13 protein-coding genes are annotated in these 18,152 nt (G+C 29.3%); 5 read left to right on the top strand and 8 right to left on the bottom strand.

Annotated features, from left to right (window positions below; all coding sequences use genetic code 11):
- Positions 1-5 precede the first annotated feature (5 nt).
- Both dptG and dptH read left to right on the top strand, forming a co-directional pair.
- A complete protein-coding gene (gene dptG / locus ACSBO6_RS15005; RefSeq protein ID WP_498843601.1) occupies positions 6-1,397 on the top strand; it encodes a DNA phosphorothioation-dependent restriction protein DptG in 1,392 nt (463 codons plus the stop codon).
- Positions 1,378-6,699, top strand: a complete 5,322-nt coding sequence (dptH, locus tag ACSBO6_RS15000; RefSeq protein ID WP_498843600.1) for a DNA phosphorothioation-dependent restriction protein DptH — start codon at positions 1,378-1,380, stop codon at positions 6,697-6,699. The genes dptG and dptH overlap by 20 nt, the downstream gene beginning before the upstream one ends.
- 34 nt (positions 6,700-6,733) lie before the next feature.
- On the opposite strand, the gene ACSBO6_RS14995 is transcribed toward dptH, so the two are convergent.
- The 8 genes from ACSBO6_RS14995 to dndB form a co-directional block, all read right to left on the bottom strand.
- Entirely contained in the window at positions 6,734-7,105 is a 372-nt protein-coding gene (locus ACSBO6_RS14995; RefSeq protein ID WP_498843599.1) for a hypothetical protein, read from the bottom strand.
- Positions 7,106-9,124 (bottom strand): DNA sulfur modification protein DndD, encoded by a 2,019-nt coding sequence (gene dndD / locus ACSBO6_RS14990; RefSeq protein ID WP_498843598.1) that lies wholly within the window; start codon positions 9,122-9,124, stop codon positions 7,106-7,108. It lies immediately after the preceding gene.
- A 10-nt stretch (positions 9,125-9,134) separates the two neighbouring features.
- Positions 9,135-9,320 (bottom strand): DNA modification system-associated small protein, encoded by a 186-nt coding sequence (locus ACSBO6_RS14985; protein ID WP_498843597.1) that lies wholly within the window; start codon positions 9,318-9,320, stop codon positions 9,135-9,137.
- 115 nt (positions 9,321-9,435) lie between these two features.
- Positions 9,436-10,560 (bottom strand): cysteine desulfurase DndA, encoded by a 1,125-nt coding sequence (gene dndA / locus ACSBO6_RS14980; RefSeq protein ID WP_498843596.1) that lies wholly within the window; start codon positions 10,558-10,560, stop codon positions 9,436-9,438.
- Positions 10,561-10,565: 5 nt separating this feature from the next.
- Positions 10,566-10,946 (bottom strand): DNA sulfur modification protein DndE, encoded by a 381-nt coding sequence (gene dndE, locus ACSBO6_RS14975; protein WP_498843595.1) that lies wholly within the window; start codon positions 10,944-10,946, stop codon positions 10,566-10,568.
- Positions 10,947-10,961: 15 nt separating this feature from the next.
- Entirely contained in the window at positions 10,962-12,920 is a 1,959-nt protein-coding gene (gene dndD / locus ACSBO6_RS14970) for a DNA sulfur modification protein DndD (protein WP_498843594.1), read from the bottom strand.
- 19 nt (positions 12,921-12,939) lie between these two features.
- Positions 12,940-14,502 carry a DNA phosphorothioation system sulfurtransferase DndC gene (gene dndC, locus ACSBO6_RS14965; protein ID WP_498843593.1) on the bottom strand — a complete coding sequence of 521 codons (1,563 nt, stop codon included), beginning with the start codon at positions 14,500-14,502 and terminating at the stop codon, positions 12,940-12,942.
- Complete coding sequence (gene dndB / locus ACSBO6_RS14960; protein ID WP_498843592.1) at positions 14,483-15,598, bottom strand: DNA sulfur modification protein DndB; 1,116 nt, start codon at positions 15,596-15,598, stop codon at positions 14,483-14,485. Before dndB ends, dndC begins: the two co-directional genes overlap by 20 nt.
- A gap of 374 nt (positions 15,599-15,972) precedes the next feature.
- Between dndB and ACSBO6_RS14955 the strand changes: the two genes are divergently transcribed.
- The 3 genes from ACSBO6_RS14955 (at position 15,973) to ACSBO6_RS14945 (ending at position 17,973) form a co-directional block, all read left to right on the top strand.
- Positions 15,973-16,569 carry a hypothetical protein gene (locus ACSBO6_RS14955; RefSeq protein ID WP_498843591.1) on the top strand — a complete coding sequence of 199 codons (597 nt, stop codon included), beginning with the start codon at positions 15,973-15,975 and terminating at the stop codon, positions 16,567-16,569.
- Between the two features lie 50 nt (positions 16,570-16,619).
- Entirely contained in the window at positions 16,620-17,258 is a 639-nt protein-coding gene (locus ACSBO6_RS14950; RefSeq protein WP_498843590.1) for a hypothetical protein, read from the top strand.
- A 451-nt stretch (positions 17,259-17,709) separates the two neighbouring features.
- Positions 17,710-17,973 carry an excalibur calcium-binding domain-containing protein gene (locus tag ACSBO6_RS14945; RefSeq protein ID WP_098845056.1) on the top strand — a complete coding sequence of 88 codons (264 nt, stop codon included), beginning with the start codon at positions 17,710-17,712 and terminating at the stop codon, positions 17,971-17,973.
- The last annotated feature ends 179 nt before the right edge of the window (positions 17,974-18,152 follow it).

The raw sequence follows: 18,152 nt of genomic DNA, 5'->3' as shown, positions 1-18,152 counted from the left end.
AATATATGGAAAGTTTATTGCAAGTTGACAAATTAACTGAACTGTTTGAAGACCAAAAAAATAATAAAAAAAATACCACGGGTGATATTTTAGATGTATTTCCCTTTACTACTAAGAATGCGCTAATTATCAAGAGTAATTTTAAAGAAGTTATTGGAGAATTAGTAAGAAATATCTGTAATGTAAAAGCGTTAAAATCTGGGAAAGATGAAGAGTTTATACATTCTTCAAACTCTTTAGTTGATAAAATTATGAGCTCAAGTCAGTTAGATTGCGATGATGATTCAAAAGTTGACCTAACAAGGCTTTTAGAAGATATCTTTATTGGTCAAAATCAAGAATTAAAACCTATTCATCCATTTCTATTTAACTATGTACCTTTAGATAAAAATATGAACGTTGAAAGATATGCCTCATTTATTAAGGATACAATTGCGGTTCGCGAGGATTTGAAAAAGATTTTTGTAGATTCTGAACCAGAAGACATTTTAACAGAGTTCATTTTAAATAATAGTCCTAAGTTAGAGAATAAAGAGAAAGTCAAAAATTTTCAAAACTTATTACCATTTTATGAGGATTTATATGCAGAAGATATGATGTTTTTAAGTCAACATAGAGACTATTTTTTAACGCATTTTCAAATAATAACAAATTTTTATATGTTTATGTATATCTGCCAATTATCCATAAAATTTGAAGAATTTACAAAAGCAGACTACTCTAAAGCTTCCCCGTTATACTTTGCTCTTGATTGGGAAGTAATGAATAAAAGAAGGGAGGCAACAGGGGATTTACAAGGATATAAACGTATAAGAATTAAGTCTGAAAACGTATTTGCACATGTACACACGATGTCCCACTTAAGTCATAATAACTTCAGTAATAATGATTCACAGAATAAGTTCTATAGTTATAAAGACATCAGTTTACATTTTGAGGATTTAAATCAAGAAGAACAAAATAAATTCATAAATGAAATAAATGAGTGGACAAATAAATATTGTGAATTTTTTAAAATTACACCTCCTGAGCTAGCTAATGATTTACAATCAGCAATGACAAATTTATTTAGCTGTATCAAAGAGGGGATGAATAGTACTGCTCGTTTTAAATATGGAAAAAATATTGATAATTTAGGTAGCGGTACTTTTTTAAAAAGTCGTGGTAGTTATGGTCAAGTATTTAATATAACGCATGAGTTTCTATTAGTATTAACAGCTATTTGTGTAAAGGGTCAAAGAATTCCACTTTCTCAGTTGTTTGATGAATATGAGAAAAGAGGAATATTATTTGACCGTTATTCAAAAAAAGAGATTATTGATTTGTTAACTTCTTATAATATTATAGACAAAAAAAGTGATAGTGGTGATTCTCAATATGTTAAACCAATTCTATAAATATATTACTGGATTAGTAATTGATTACTTTAAAGACAACCAACTTAGAAGTGGAGATCGCTTCTATTTACAACTAGACAAAGAAGAAGATGTAATTGGTCTTTTTGAAGAACTTAGAGCTAATAGTAAATTTAAAGCCATACCTTTCAGCTATAAACATAAGTATAGCGAAGAACCATTTGAAACTTATTGTATCGAAATTAACGGTACTAAGTTAGTTTTGGCGAGTACTCTTAATGGAGTTAAGCCCGACTTTTTAGTATTACTAAGAAATTTAGTCGGTGAACAAAAGGATGAATGGAAAAATACTGCGTTATTAAGTATTGTTACTGAACAATTAGACTCAATTCAAGGCGGAAGTAGGGACCTTCAAAGAGAAGGATTACCTTTACATCCTAATAGTATTGTTAAAAATCTAAAATCTAAATTGGAAGAAACATTTGCAAAGGATGTTACAAAAACCATTCTTTTAGACCGAATGGAATCAATTTTAGAAGAACAAATCATTCAACAAATTACATTTTTTGACTTTGAAGAGATATTTGTCATTCTAAATCAAGGGGAAATGTATGATGATGATTATAAAAAGCTTTCAATTTTTAAAGATCCTGACCTTGCAACATTAAAAGGTAGTAAGTTAAAAGAGAGATTACATTTAAATAAAGAGTTATTTGACTATGTTAAACGTGTTCATGATTTAGGGAATGACGAAAATGACTTAGAGAATAAATTTACAAACAAATTAACCCCAAAATTAAAACAAGATGATTGGCAATCAATTCCTTTTACAGATGTCGCAAAATCATATTTCGATCGAATCGACGAATTAAGGGGAAATAAATTAATTTTAAAAGAAGTAGATGTAAAAGATAGTTTGACGATCTGGAATCGGGTACAAAATGAAACAGCTGCTGGGAAAAGAAAAAGACATATTATCGTTTTTAATACAAAAGAGCTGAATGACATAGAATTGACTTTTAATTTTCAACTTGAAGGACAAAATGTTAAAAGCCTTAACGAAAAATTTTTAGCAATACCTAATAAATTTATTGAATTTGCAAATTATAAAGTTGGTACAAGGAAAATTACTTTCAATATTCATGCTGAAAGAAATAAGCCTACTTATTTTAAGTATACTTATAAGCATGATAGTAAAGCTGCATTAGGTGTTGAAATTAACATAATAATCCTTCCGTTTGAACCGAATATTCTTGAGAACTATCAAACGTCATATTTAATTAACCCGTTATTAGAGCAAATTGAATTATTTTATGAAGGTAATGAGCTGATATTTGGCCAAGGGTTTAATAAAAAGAGGATTGATCTAAATTCAAATAATGAAGCTATATCATTCGAAAATGATGAACAGATTGTTGTTAATCCACTACCTGAAGCTTTTAATGAAGAGGATGAATTAGATTTTATTATTAAATTTATCGAATTTCAAATTGATATAAAGTTTTTATTAAAAAATGATATTCCTGAGTCAATCCCAATAAATGGATTCCGAATTTGGAAACTGAAAAGGGAAGAACAATTAGATTTCATATTAAGAAATCATAAACTGCAGTTTGGTAATAGAGAATTCTATTTAAACAAAAATAGTAAACGACAATTTGAATGGGAATCAAAATGGATTAATGAAGGGTTTCATGCTGCGGTATTAGACTCAGATGAATTAATAAGTGAAGAGCTTAAAATAAGTGATGACTTAAGAGAAGCATATAGTAGATTTATTACTTACTTTAAATTAAAAGATAATATTCCTAGTTTATGCTATTTTTCTAAAGATTTATCAAAACGAGCTAAAGAATATGTGAATGCATATATAAATGAAATAAATAGTTTCCCAGAGGGGGAAGCAATTGGATCAAAAGGAAGAGATTTAAGTAAACTTGGAACAATAAAGGGAAAAGATATAATTTACTTTACACCTTTTCATCCCCTTATGGTTGCTTTTCAGTTGAAAATTAATGAGGTTCTAAAAAACGAAATCGTAGATAATGTCATATTAAACAGACTAAACCCTAATGGTCTTTTACCATTTATGTATAGTAAAAACAATAGTTTGTATAGACCAGACAATGTAAGTGATAATAATGAATGGCTTTCATACAAACCAGTTAGTCAAGTATCGGTGGCAGACGCTAATCAATATATGGCAAAAGTGGTAGAGGACAAAATAAAGCAATTTGAAGAACATTTTAGCTATTTATTTCATGAAAACTCAAACGCTCCGATTAGAATAAATATCATTAATATTAAAAATGATTTTGAAGTTTTAAGAGGGTTAGTAAATTGGTTATTAAAAAAGATTAATAAAGTTGGTTTAACAAGTCTTAAAAATTTAGAAGTTTCTATTTATAATGAAGCTCTTGCAGAAAGTTCTTTTAATCTTCTTTCTACTATTGAAAATCCTGATCAATTTGAAGCGTGGTTAAATATTAAGTTAAAATCTAATGATTATGATCCTAGAGATTTAATGAGAGTAATAAGAGATAGCATTATTTTTTATAAGAAGGATATAAACGAAGAGATTAATTATGCTCATATTAGTTTTTACAAAATGTTAGCTCAGGAACATGATGCTCTTCAACCAATGAATGAAATGATCACTGGTATGAATTTGGAAGGCTTATATTCTACAATACCTTCTATGAAGGGGAAGGAAAATTATAGAACTGGTTTTGGTACAAAATGCTATTCGATTAATGATCAAGATTTATTAGGAGAAATTGCATACTTTTTAAATGAATTATCTGCTAACTTAACAAACGATGGTAATAATGCTTATCACAAAGGTGAGGCAATCGTTTCACGGACATCAACTACGGATGAAGACTTTTTAGCTAAGATTTTAGATTCTTCACATTGGGTAACTTTTGTTGACCCGACAATTGATCTTGAGTATTTTAATAAGATGGACAATATTGTCATCATTCATTATAGTGATCAATACTCTTCTTCTAGTAGATTTGACGCAATAACCGTTACGGATAAGTCAAAACAATATTTCTCAGTAGTTAGTGAGTTCTTAAAGGAAAAAGAAGTAGAAGGAACAGATCAGAATGTTATTAATGCAGTTAATGCATTTAATACATTTAATGGTGAATGGTTACTTAGAATAATTGGTAGTAAAGGACAATATTCACGTGAAAAATTAAGTATTATTTCTGCTATTAAATATTCATTATCTTACTTTAGTCATCCAGATATTTTATGGGTACCAATTTCATTAGAAGAGATATTGCGTGTTGCAGGTGCTGTGGGACTAAGTAAAAACGATGGAGTTTTCACTGCAAAAAATTTAGGTTTCTCTGGTGCGCATAGTGATGATCTTTTACTAATTGGTTTAGAAAATAAAGATAATAACTTGGCATTCCATTTTTACCCAATTGAAGTAAAAATCGGAATAAATAATAGTAGTGTAATTAAAAAAGCTCATACACAAGTAAATCAAACTAAAAAAGTAATCAATGATACTCTTATTTCTTCTGATCCGAATAGTTTCACTACTAAATTCTATAGAAACTTTTTTGCTCAATTATTTTTATCGAGTGCACAAAAGATCTATACAAGTGATTTCTTCAGTACAAAGGACTATAATTTATCAGATGAAATAGTAGAGAAAATTATTAAAAATGACTATACGATTTCAAATAATCTTACTCCATATATAGGAGAATGTGCAATTTTATCATTTGAGAAAGATGCATATATTAGAACTTCTAAATTGGAAGATGGAGTAACAGTATTAAAGCTGGTAGAGGCTGATGGGTATAGGGGATTAGTAACTTCAATTGATGAAATGCACGAATGGATTCAGCATAAAGAAAGTGATTTTGTAAAAGAAAGTTTATTATCTTATAAGTATAATTCTCAAAACGGTAATGTTGAGGTGCCTCCTAATCCCCATCTAGAAAATACGAATGAAGATAAAGCTAAATATGATATCAAACCAGATCCTATTGAAGAAAATACTGAAACAAGTGTTTTACCTAATAATGTACCATCAAATGAAACACATGATAAAGAACCAGAAAAAAATGAAGTTTCAATTAAAGGTAATTCTAATACTAATGAAGAATTGGATCTTCCAACTCCTGATCTAAATGGAGAAGTTAATCCACCGCATAATGTCAAAACTATTAATGATGAACCTGAAGAGAATAGATCTTCAATAGAAGAAGCTAGAATCTATTTAGGTAAAGCAGAGAATTCTAATCGTAAAGTTTATTGGGAATATGGAAATAAAGGACTAGCAAATAGACATTTATTAATAGCTGGTACTTCGGGGCAAGGTAAAACATATTTTATGCAGTGCCTACTTTTAGAATTATCTAAATTAGGGATTTCAAATATTATTGTCGATTACACAGAAGGATTCTTACCAAACCAATTAGAACCAGAATTTGTAAGTGGGTTAGGAGAAAATTTAAAGCAAAGAATCGTATTAACGGAACAATTTCCTGTAAATCCATTTAGTAAAAACACTCGTGACATTGGAGGTATTACTTTACCAGAGAGTAATACTGATATTGCAGAACGAGTAAAAAGTGTTTTTGGAGCTGTATACAAAACATTAGGAATTCAACAATTAAATGCTATTTATGATAGTATTCTTAATGGATTGGAAAAGTACGGGGAAAATATGAATTTGAGGGCTTTAAAAGAATGTTTAGAGGAGTTAGACACTTCATACAGTAAAACAGCATTGTCTCAAATTAGACCTTTAATTGATCGAAATCCTTTTACATTCGATGAATCATTTAGTTGGAAAAATATATTAGAAGACAAAGGGACAGTTTTCGTAATTCAACTAACAGGTTATCCAAGAGATGTACAGTTGATGATCACAGAATTTATCCTTTGGGATTTATGGAACTACTCAGTCCGTAGTGGGAATAAAAATAATCCGATTCCAGTCATAATGGATGAGGCACAAAATTTAGATCATACGGAACAATCTCCTTCTGCTAGAATATTAACCGAAGGACGTAAGTTTGGATGGTCAGCCTGGTATGCAACACAATTTTTAAAATCACAATTATCACCAGACGAACTAGCGAGATTACAAAATGCTTCACAGAAAATTTTCTTCTTACCACCTGAGCAAGAAATTAGTACTGTAGCAAATAGTCTAAGTAATGATTCATCTGAAAAGAAATCTTGGGAAAGTAAATTGTCATCATTAAGAAAAGGGCAATGTGTAGTACAAGGTCCTGTATTAAATGATAATAACGAGTTAACTCAATCGATCGTTACGGTAGTTAATATAGCACCACTATCTGAACGAATATAAAGAAAAGGAATCGCATTTGCGATTCCTTTTTGAATTAGTTTAAGATTTTAATTCTAGCATCTTCTAAGGAGTTTAAATTCTTTAATTGATCATCAATATATCTAAGTCCACATTCAATATATAATAACATGTGTTTATGCAATTCATCATTTGTTAAACTTTTATTAACCTCATTAATAATTAAATGTTTAAAAAGGGTAAATTCATTTTCTTTAATAATATTATCTGGAATTGTCCACTTTTTTAATGAATCCTTATATTCTTCAGTAATTTCGCCTTCAGAAATAGCAATACCCTTAGCTAGTGCGATTTTTATACCTAATGGTCGCTCAATTTCAAGTGCTCCAATTACATTTTCAAGTATTTCTTTACCTGTGCCAGATAGGTGCATTGTTTTATTAGACAATTATTTCACCCCCACAAAATCAAAGTAACCGTCTCGAATTACAGTATATTTTTTATTTTCGTTGTAATCCAACATATATTGTTTATATGAACTGTCTTTCATTAAATCAACATATTCCTTAGTAATTTCAGTATCTGTCGATAATATAATTACTTGATCACTTAACTCTTTATAATAGTGGTTAATTAAATGGCTTCGATGATAACTATCGAGTCTTCCTAATGGAGTATCAATTACCATTGGCAATGATAAATCTGATACTTTAGTAAGTGCCCATATTAAAGCAGATGAAATCATTTGCATTTCACCAGCAGAACGGTCATTAATACTAATTTCTTGTCCACGATCATTATAAAGACGGATCGAATAAGTATTAAGGTCAAATTCTATTTTTCCGAACTCATCTTGCTTTCTAAATAATGTTTTAAGCATTTTTGAGAATTCGTCATGAATAAATTGAGCTTTTAAATTTGTTGTTTGACCAATATACAATGTAGTTATTTTAATTAATTTATTAATGTAATTAAGGCTCTTTTTAATATCACTAAAATTATTATTCTGTTGACTTAAACGAGTAACATTATTATTTATTGTTGCAAGTTTTTCTTTTGCAATTACTTGCTTTGGTTTAATTGTTTTTAATCTTAACTCAATTTCACCCAATTTTTTTGTATAGAAATCTATTTTTTTATTTTCTTCATTAGTATCAACCATCTCAGGAGCATTTCTAATTTCTTGTTCAATAAATTGAAGATCCTGTTCTATTTGTTCAATTCTATTTATTTTACTTATAATCAGATCACTTGATGTAGCACGAATACCTTGAATTAGTGAACTCTCTTTGGAAGACAGATCGTGAATCTCTTTTACTTCTTCAAAAGTTTGTTGTTGAATTTTATTTTCTTTAATCCAAATTTCTTCACCAATCTGTTTTAACTGTTCCAGTTGTTGTTCAGAAAGAGGAGGTGTCAATGATCTATCTAAAAGTTGTTCCATAAATGCTCGATAAGGAGTTAAAGACATTTCTTGGATTATTTTTTTCTTTTTAATATCCTCTTCAATTTGAATTGATTTTTTTAATTTATTTATTTTTGAAGATAGAATAATATTAGTAACGTTTTCTAAAAATAGTTTTGAGTAATTTTGTTTTTCTAATTCAAGCTCAGTAGCTAATTTTGCTTGTTTTTTTATTATAGTTTCACGTGATTTTGAATTCTGCAGTACTTTTTGATTTCTTTGTTCTTTCGCTGCACTTAATTTCCTTAAAGAATCTGTTTTCTCTTCTTCTAGTTTAGCAATTGTTTTTTCTCTTTTATTTATCTCATTTTCAAGTTCAATTTTTTCTTTTTCAAAATGCCCTAATTTACTTGTATCTAAGGCTTTAGATAATACATTTTCATAGCCTTTTTTAATACTATTCAAATCATCTAATAGGATTTTATAAGCCTCGATACCAGTAATTTTTTGAATTGCTTCACGCATTTCAGAGCTATTTTGTCTTAAAATAATGTCTTTGATTTCTTCTCCATCAAAGATAAAAAATGGTGCAGCGTGGTATGGAATAACACGATCAATAAATTTATTATAGGCTTCTATATTATCAATTCTTGCATGTTTTGCATGAGTGGAACCAGGAGCTTTAATACTGATACTACGTTCTTCTCTAGTTACTCGTTTTAAACTATCAAAATACCATTTTACTTGAAGTTTCCATTCTTCTTCACGATCAGTCTCAATTATTAATGTAACGGAACAAGAACGACCACCTTCATCAAAGAAGGTATTGTTAATTACGTTTGAGAAAAGTCTTTTATATTCCGTTTCACTCATGCCTCTTTTACCAAAAAGGACAAATAGAATAGCTTTTAAGATGGTCGTTTTACCAGCACCATTTAAACCACCAAGAAGTATAATATTTTTATTTTCTTTTTCTCTAACGTCTCTAGGAATATATAAATCTACCGATTGTTGACCATAATAGGTTTTATAACTATCAAAAACCAGTTTTTTAAGTAACAATAATTCCACCTCAATCCTTTTTTATATAAAATTCAATTAGATCTGTATAATTTTTCTTTCTAGCACCTTGTGTTAAATTTTCATATGAATGATTTTTTGCGCTTTTAAAAAGCTCTAAAATTAACTTCTTTGGAATATCATTTTCTTTACATAATGATTCTAATAAAAGGTCGGATTGTTTTTTTATTTCTGTCATTACATTCACCTTCTTTTTTTGAAATCTATTTGTATATATTTTAACATAATTTTAATCCCTTTTTATTTCCTATTTTTAGGGTGATCAAAAAACTGAAGACCTAAGGTCTTCAGTTTTATAAGTTCTTGAATATTTCTAAGTCATTTATTTCAATGTTTGCATTTAAGGAAAAGCGAATCGTATTTCTTACTTCATTAAGATTTAAGCCAATAGCTTGTAGTACATGACTTGGTTTACTAGAGCTACAAGCAGAACCAGTAGAGACTGCAATATATGGTGCTAATTTTTTTACTAGTATTTCATTATTAATTCCTTTAAATTGTACATTAAGTATTCCAGGTATTTTTTGTTCAGAATCATTATTAAAAATAATTGAATCTCCAAATTTGTTAATTAATAGATCCTTAAGTGCATTTTCAAGTAAATTTAGTTTTTCGATATTACTCTTTAAATTTTTCAATGTAATTTCAGCTGCTTTGCCCATTCCAACAATATTGTGGACAGCTAATGTACCACTTCGGTAATTTTTTTCTTGTCCTCCACCATGAAGTAGTGGAGTAATTGGAATAGGGAGTCTTAATGAATCTTTTCGAAGAACGGCTACACCGACACCTTTTGGACCATGAAATTTATGAGCAGAACAGGATAAAAAGTTTATTCCTTCTAAGTCATTTAATGATAATTCGATTTTACCAACAACTTGGGTTGCATCAGTATGTAAAAACACTCTGTATTTTTGACAAAGCTTTTGAATTTCATCCATAGGATTTAGTGAACCAATTTCATTGTTTCCCCATATTAAAGAAACGAGTAGGGTAGGGGCAGTTTGAAGAAGTTCTTCAAGTTCATGGATATTAATTCTTCCATATTGATCAACGTCTAGATAACTTATTTTAAATCCTTTTGAATGTAAGTATTCACACACTTCTAATATAGAAGGATGCTCTGTTCTAGAAGTAATAATATGTTTATTCTCACTATTACCGTGGTATTCTGCAATGCCTTTTAAAATCATATTATTACTCTCTGTAGATCCACTTGTAAATATTACCTCATCTGTGTCACATCCAAGTAGATTGGCAATATGTTTCCGAGAATTCTCCACTGCATTTTTGGCATTTTCAGCTAATGTATAATACTTACTCGAGGGATTACCGAATTCCTCGAGCAAGTAAGGTAACATTGCATCTTTTACATCTGGATGTATTGGGGTAGTTGCACTGTTATCTAAATATAGCATTCTAATCACTCCACATTAAATTTTAACATGTTTTCATAAAATTTTTCTGCATTTCCTGCGTACTTATATTCATTTTGAATAATTGAAATACCGCGTTCAAGATGTGCATTAAAAAGGGTAGGAAAGTACTCTTCATCTGTTAATAATTTCCCAGCATGTTGAGAAATTAATGTCTTATAAATTTGATCATATTCCCCAGTAAAAGTTTGCCTGTTAATTTCTAACCCATTATTCGATCTGTAGTTAGGAATTTCAGGTGTTGAATTAATTGTAAGTGAAGCTCCAACTGCTAAACGTGCTAATATATTTGGTGTTAGCTGAGTAGAGGATTGAAGTTCTTTCAGAATTTCTGATGTATTATTAGAGAGTTTTAATCGATGGATCATTTTTTTCAATCCTCCTTAATTAAATTGAAAGTATCCTGGAGTTACCTTTATGTTTTGTTCTTCAGTATTAAATTGTAATAAATATTGTTTTGATATATGCTCGTCCAAAAGTTTAAACTGGGTAGAGTTTACTTCTGAATTTGTAGATAAGATTAATACTTGTTCTCCACATTTAGGAATAAAGTCAGTTAATACTCTTTGTTTATGCGTATTATCTAAACGACCAAGTAGAGTATCAAATATAAATGGTACGCGTCTACCCGAACATTTAAACATTGCCCAAATAATAGAAAGTAACAAGATTTCTTTTTCACCAGCAGAAAGAGTGATTTTTTCTATTTCTTCATTAGATGCATTATATAATTTAACGTCAAATGTAACTGAGTTAATTCTTATGGAAGAAATATATTGATTTTTACGCATTAACCTATTTAACATATCAGTTGCTTCCATTTGTACTTGTTGTAACTTTTTCTGATGTTGTACTTCTTGAAAGCGTTGACTTAGCTTTATAATATTTTGAGCCATTTCAAAGGTGTTTTCCGTACGTGTTTCCTGCTTTAAGTATGTTTCTTTAGCAAGTATTACTTTTTCGGATTCAGCTAGCTCATTATTAAGATTTAATCGCATTTCTTCTAAATTTTGAAGATCAAATTCAATTTTGCTAATTTCTTTTGTAATTCTTTCCATTTCTTCGAGCATTTTGTTAAAATCATTTGCTTTATCGTTCGTTGCTATTTTTTTACGGATCTCTTGTGCTTCAGATAAAAGATCACGATTTTTACTAATAATCTCTAAATAATTTATATGGTTTTCATTGTCTATAAGATTCGAAATCTGTTCAACTTGACCCCTTTGAGATGGGGATAAGTTATGAATTGTATTAACTTGTTGATTAGGTCGAAACTTATCAAGGATCAATGATCGTAATTGACTTGGTTGAATTGATTTATTATCTAATTGTTCAATGATATCTTGTATATCAGAAACTGATAAAAATTTACTAGCTTGATTAAATAAAATCAATTGGTCTTCTGCATCAATTTGACTTAGAGACTCGTTTAGTAGTTTTTTGTTCATATAAAAAGGTAAGAAAACAGAAATAAATCCTTTTACTTTTTCATTTAACTTTTTACGTTCAGATTCGATTTCAGACTCTTTTTTTAGTAGTTCGTTTCTTTGGTCATCTTTAAGACCGCCATGGATTTCAAAGCTTTTTTTGTTTGAAAGAAACAATTCATTTAATTGTGTTTTCTTTTCATGTAGTTGGATTATTTCAAGCTCAATATTTTGTATTTTTTCAACGATTAAGGTTTTATTTTTTTGCTCTTCAAATAATTCTTCTTCAGTTTGGTTGAATTTTTTTTCATCGATCTCTTTTTGTAAATAATTTGTAAGATCTGATTGAAGATTATTAAATAAATCCAAATTAAAAACAATTGTTGAAAGTTCCTTTAAATATTGGGATAACTCATTATTATTAATAATTTTCGATATTTCTTCACCATCAAATAAACATAAATCGAATAATTTAGGAGGGAATAGCTCTTTTAGTTTTGAAAAGTAATTATCTGTTTCTGCTTCATTTAAAAATTGTTCATTTTTATAAACCATAAAATATTCTTTTGGTTTATCATCAAAAAGTTTCCAACCTCTGATGATCTTGTATTCATTTTTCTGATAATTTTCGATTTCAGTAAATATAATTTGAATACTAGCGGAACTATTATTTATTGTTCTTATTGATGAATTAATACTCGCATATACTCGTTTATCGTATTCTGAACTATTTTTGAAACCAAAACCAAACGCTCCAAATAGTCCTAATTTAATTGAATTTAAAAATGTTGTTTTCCCTGCGCCATTTTCTCCACCAATTAATACTACATTTTGACCCGGAGAAGTTTCTAAATCAAAAGAATTGGTTCCACGATAAGCTCCGATATTTTCTAATATAAGTTTTTTGAATTTCATGATTTTAGAACCTTTCTAGTTAAATGTGTAGATAATCTTGTTTAAGTACTTTTTCAAGATCTTGCATTAGACCACGACGAACTTTATAACCGGCAAAATCTTTTTCAAGAGAAATTAGTTTTTTTAACATTTTTAAATCAACATTATATTCCCGACAAAGTGTTTCTAGATCAAAAACTTGTTCCTGATCAAAAAGAGGGCGGTCATCTTGTTCCCAATCAAGATCTTTTCCCATAACTTCTCTATAGATAGTTGGAAGTGAATCTTCCCAATCACCGTTCTCAAGCCAATATCTTCTGATCATTCGAAGTTCTTCTTCCCTTATTAGTTCAAAATTTTCTTCATAAGGATGTTTTAGATCACGTTGTGTTTCTAATAATAGAGTTAAGATTTCTTTTCGAGCTTCCATTGTATATGGCCCAACTCCAAGTCGTCCTAGTTTTCCACTATCTAGTTTAATTAATATCTTTGGATCATAGGGTGCACTTAAATCAATATTATGTTCTTTTATATAACGTTTTAAATCCTTTTTCTCAAGCTGTGTATATTCACTTAATAGGATCGTTTCTTTACCTTTTCTAGATTTTTTAGGTATTACAACGTATTCCATGCCATCGATTGTGTCAATTTTTACTTCTTTTAAATACATTTGACCATTCATTCTGTATTTCATACGTCTTGTGCGATCATCACGAATATCTGCAATGAAATTTCTAAATACTAATAATGGTTTCATCCAATCACTACCACTATTAATAAATCCATTTAGTGCTTTATCTTCGGTTACGACAGTACATACCCAGCAACCGAATCGACTATTACCACATGACCCAGCACTTTCTTTAATATTTTTATCGATTACTAGTGGACATTCTCCACTACTTGAATCTTGATAAAGTTTATGAAGTTCAAAATTGTCATCACCCCATGGTGATGTGTGATTTAATAAATAATCCCAAACATCATCAAGACTAAAGCTTTTAATTGGTGCGAATACATATGCATTTGAAAGTGTTGAGTGTCTCATTAAGTCTTTACCTTCAATAGTGTGAGACTTTAAAACATTATCTCTTGTAGCACTCTCGTTTTCTCTAACACCTAGAACCATAATAACTTCACCAAATGAATCAACTTTATCCATAATAAATTGATCAGCTGGTTCAATCTTTAATCGGTCAGTACACCAACGGAATTTTTGGTTTGGAGAAGGATAACCTTTTCCAATTAAAAGAGACCAAAATGTATTTTCAATTATTGGTTTAACCTTATGTGTTTCAATAGGAAGATCTCGAGTTAGAGCTTCTTTTTGAATTCTGTTTAGTGTAGTATTAATGGATTGAATAATTAAAGGTGTTTCAACCAAAGTATCAGATGAGATGATATACACTTTCTTATGAAGTTTCTCTTTAGGAAGTTCTGAAAGAGATTCAAATACTAACTGAGCTACAACAGTTGAATCTTTTCCACCACTATAACCAACAACCCAAGGTCTAGTATCAGCAAGATATATTTTTTTAATATGTTCTTTTGTATCATTAATGAATGTATTATTTTTTAAACTCTCAAATAAGTTTAACGTCATTAAAATCACCTAACCCGTATTTTTCTTCTATTTTTTGTTCTACTTCAGTTAATGGCAAATTAAGCAATTGTTTAATTTTATTAGCTGTTAATAAAATCGTATCGCGAGTTTTTTGAATCCTACCATTTGGACTAATTGCTCGATGTAACCAATCTTTTTCGTTAGTTCTACTCCAATCGATGGAATTAAGTTGATGAATATAACCTTTCCAATCATTAGAGTAATTTTTTATTAAGAAATAGCCAACTAAACCAATTGCCTCAAGGCATACACCATGACCATTGATATAATTCATTCTTAAATCTCTAGCACTCATTTTCTTTTCAAAAACTAAGTTCCATTCTTGAAGTGTCTGAGTCAATTCATTCCAAAAATCAATTAAAAATTGTTCTTCTTCATTCAATAAATTTTCACCTTTTGATTTATTAACTAATCTAAGGTTTGTATTAAAAATATGATTTAGAGCCAGGATTTTTGGAGAATTCTTTGATAATGTAACACGTTCTTTATCTGTGTAACGTGCTAATAGAGTGTTATTTGCAACAATTTCTTTAGTAAGAATTGATAATTTATCACGGTGATCATATAAAATTCCAATCGAGGTAGTGGTATTAACCGCATGACGATTTAAATCTGAAAATATCTGTTGTGATTTTTTTAATCCTGTATCTTGAAAAATTACAATAGAAATTGTTTCATTTCCTAGTTCTGGATCAATTTTAAGTGCTTCTTCAATCGCAGCTCTACGATGTTGTCCATCATTAATTAAAAATCTAGCATCTAATGAAACATGTAATTGACCGATATCTTTAAAGCCACCATCAGCATTGATTGAATTAAACTGCATTTCTCCATCTACAGAAGCAGTCAAAGAAGAGAAAACATAATCTTTACTATTTTCGATAATATAGTTTGTTATTTCAGGTATACGATTTTTATTTAAAATTCTTTGTGATCTATGCTCTGCTGGAATTTCTTCTTCATCAAATAAGAAAATTTTTGGTATGAGTTTTAAAGGGCACATTACAACATAATACTCCTTTAAAGCTTGTTTTCCACGAACTGCTGGAAATACGTAACTGAAACCAAAGTCCATTAACTACACCTCATTTTACGTACGTAATAATTAATATGATTATATACCAATTTTTATACTATTGCTATTAATTCAGATTGATAGATTAATATTTTAAATTGTAAAAAATTAAATTTATTTATGACCACGTAGCTGAAAATTTATATTGAGAATAATAGTGATTCTTTCTAAATTTAGAAGTTATTAAATTAAGTAAAGATATTTTACATACAAACCTGTTCATTTTTTTGAACAGGTTTTTTATATTTTTTACTAAAAACCCCAATCCACCAAATAGAACCAATACTTTCATTTACCCACTCAAATTTCTGACTATCCCATCAGTTAAGATAAATCCAGATTCAATTAAACCAAAAACTGAAGGAGGAATTCATATGAAAAAAATTACTTATTTATTATTAGCACTTCTAATTACTCTACAAGCCGGCTGTTCATCTAACAATCAGGAAAAGGAAACATCAAAAAGTCCAAAATCAAAGGAAGAATCAGTAGCCGTCGATAAAGGTCTATTCAATGTAAAACTCACGTTACCAGCTTCAATGTTTGAGGGTGACGACATCAATAAAGCCATTGCTAATGCAGAAAAAGAAGGAATCAAAGTTACTAAAAACAGCGATGGATCACTGACTTATAAAATGTCTAAATCTCAACACAAGAAAATAATGAAAGGATTAAGAGAGGAAGTCATTGAAACAGTCAATGAAACAAAAGAGAGTAAAGATTTTGCTTCGCTAAAGGATATTACTTACAACAATGATTTTTCAGAGTTTACTTTGATTGTAGACAAAGTAGCCTATGAAAATAGCATGGATGGTCTTGCTGCATTTACTTTTGGGATGTCTGGAATGATGTATCAGCTTTATAACGGGGTAGAACCAGATGAGTATAAAGTTACCGTTTTAGTAAAAGATCAAGCTACTCAAAAAGAAATCGATAAAATTGTTTACCCAGATGCGCTTAATGATAAGTAATTTCAAAATTTCATTAGACCAACAAGTAAATTAAAAGTGAGGTTAAGAAAATGAACAGAAAATATTCAAAGGTAGTAAGTTTATTTGGAACAACTTTATTAACAATTTCGTTATTAACAGCATGTGGGCAAGGTACAAAAGATGTGACTGTAAAAGAAGACCCTCCAAAAAAAGAAGAAGTAAAAACAACTAAAAAAACAGAAAAACCAAAACAATCCAAACTTGGTTCAAGAACGAATCCAGTCCCATTTAAGAAAACTGCTACTGTTGATGACGAATTATATAATGACAATGGAGATTCATTTCCAATTAAGTTTGACTTAACGGTAGAAGAAGTAGTTCGTGGAGATGCTGCATATGCTAAGTTAAAAAGTATGAATGAATTTAATGATCCTGCGCCAGTCGGTTATGAATGGATATTAACTAAGGTAAAAGTTAAATTTGTAAAATCAGCTACTGAAGATTTAGCATTTAATATTGATGGAATTATGAATTTTAAAGTAGTAAGTGAAAGTGGAGATATTTATAGTGGGGATGTATATGGAACAACGGATCCTGAATTTAGCTATGAAATGTATGTAGGGAATGAAAAAGAAGGCTACATTGCTAATTTAGTAAAAACCGGGGAAAAAGCGCAATTACGATATGAAGAATTCATTGGAGGTCAAGTATTCTTTAATTTGCAATAATACCCATATTCATCTAAAAATGTTAATGATAAGAACGAAATGATATACTAATAAAGAAGTGTGTACAGCAAAGTCTGTGCACATTTTTTCTTTTATATCGACAGACCATCAACAACGTTTGGAGAAATACTATTCTCAAACAAAATGATGATCTAGCGGAAAAAACTCTAAATTCCAAAAACGGTGGAGTCCTAGTTCTAAGTTACAACGTTCCAGACAACATTCTACACTGGAAAATTGATTAGAGGTAATAAAATTAGTGAATAAACCCTAAATTAATCTGGCTAATTTTTACTAAAATAACAGGATTTTCTATGATAAAATTATAAATAGATTAAGATAAATGTGAAATACAACTTGTTTCTTAGCAAACTATTAAACACATTTATTTGCTGGAAACTTTATAAAATAGGTAGCATTTATTACAAAAAATAGATAGGAGTTATTAAAGATGAAAAAACTTGTTATTGGTATTCTTACAATTGGACTTATCCAAAGTTATTCAATGATTTCAACTGATGATGCTAGTGCAGCTGTGAAAAAATTTAAAAACTGCACCGAATTGAACAAAACATACAAGGGTGGAGTTGCCCGTAGTTCATCCGTTAAAAATAAAGGCGGTAAAACTAAATATAAACCATTTGCATCAAAAGCTCTATATGACGCTAACCAAAAAATGGATCGAGATCATGATTATATAGCGTGTGAAAAATAAGTTTTAGAAGTTTAAAAAAGATAGTTCCTAGGAAGGACTTATTTCAGAATGTTAGCAAACCTGATTTTTATCGAGTTTGTTTATTGTAACCCATACTATATTTAAGTATCAATGCAATCTTCAAAATTTTTGAAGACTGCATTTTTTATTTCTTAATTCTTCAATTTATGATCACATTT

Origin of the sequence: Bacillus sp. AL-1R, from assembly GCF_052180195.1 — a bacterium.
Classification (GTDB): Bacteria; Bacillota; Bacilli; order Bacillales; family Bacillaceae_G; genus Gottfriedia.
Note: the sequence above shows the minus strand (reverse complement) of the source record. Positions and strands in the feature narration are given on the sequence as shown.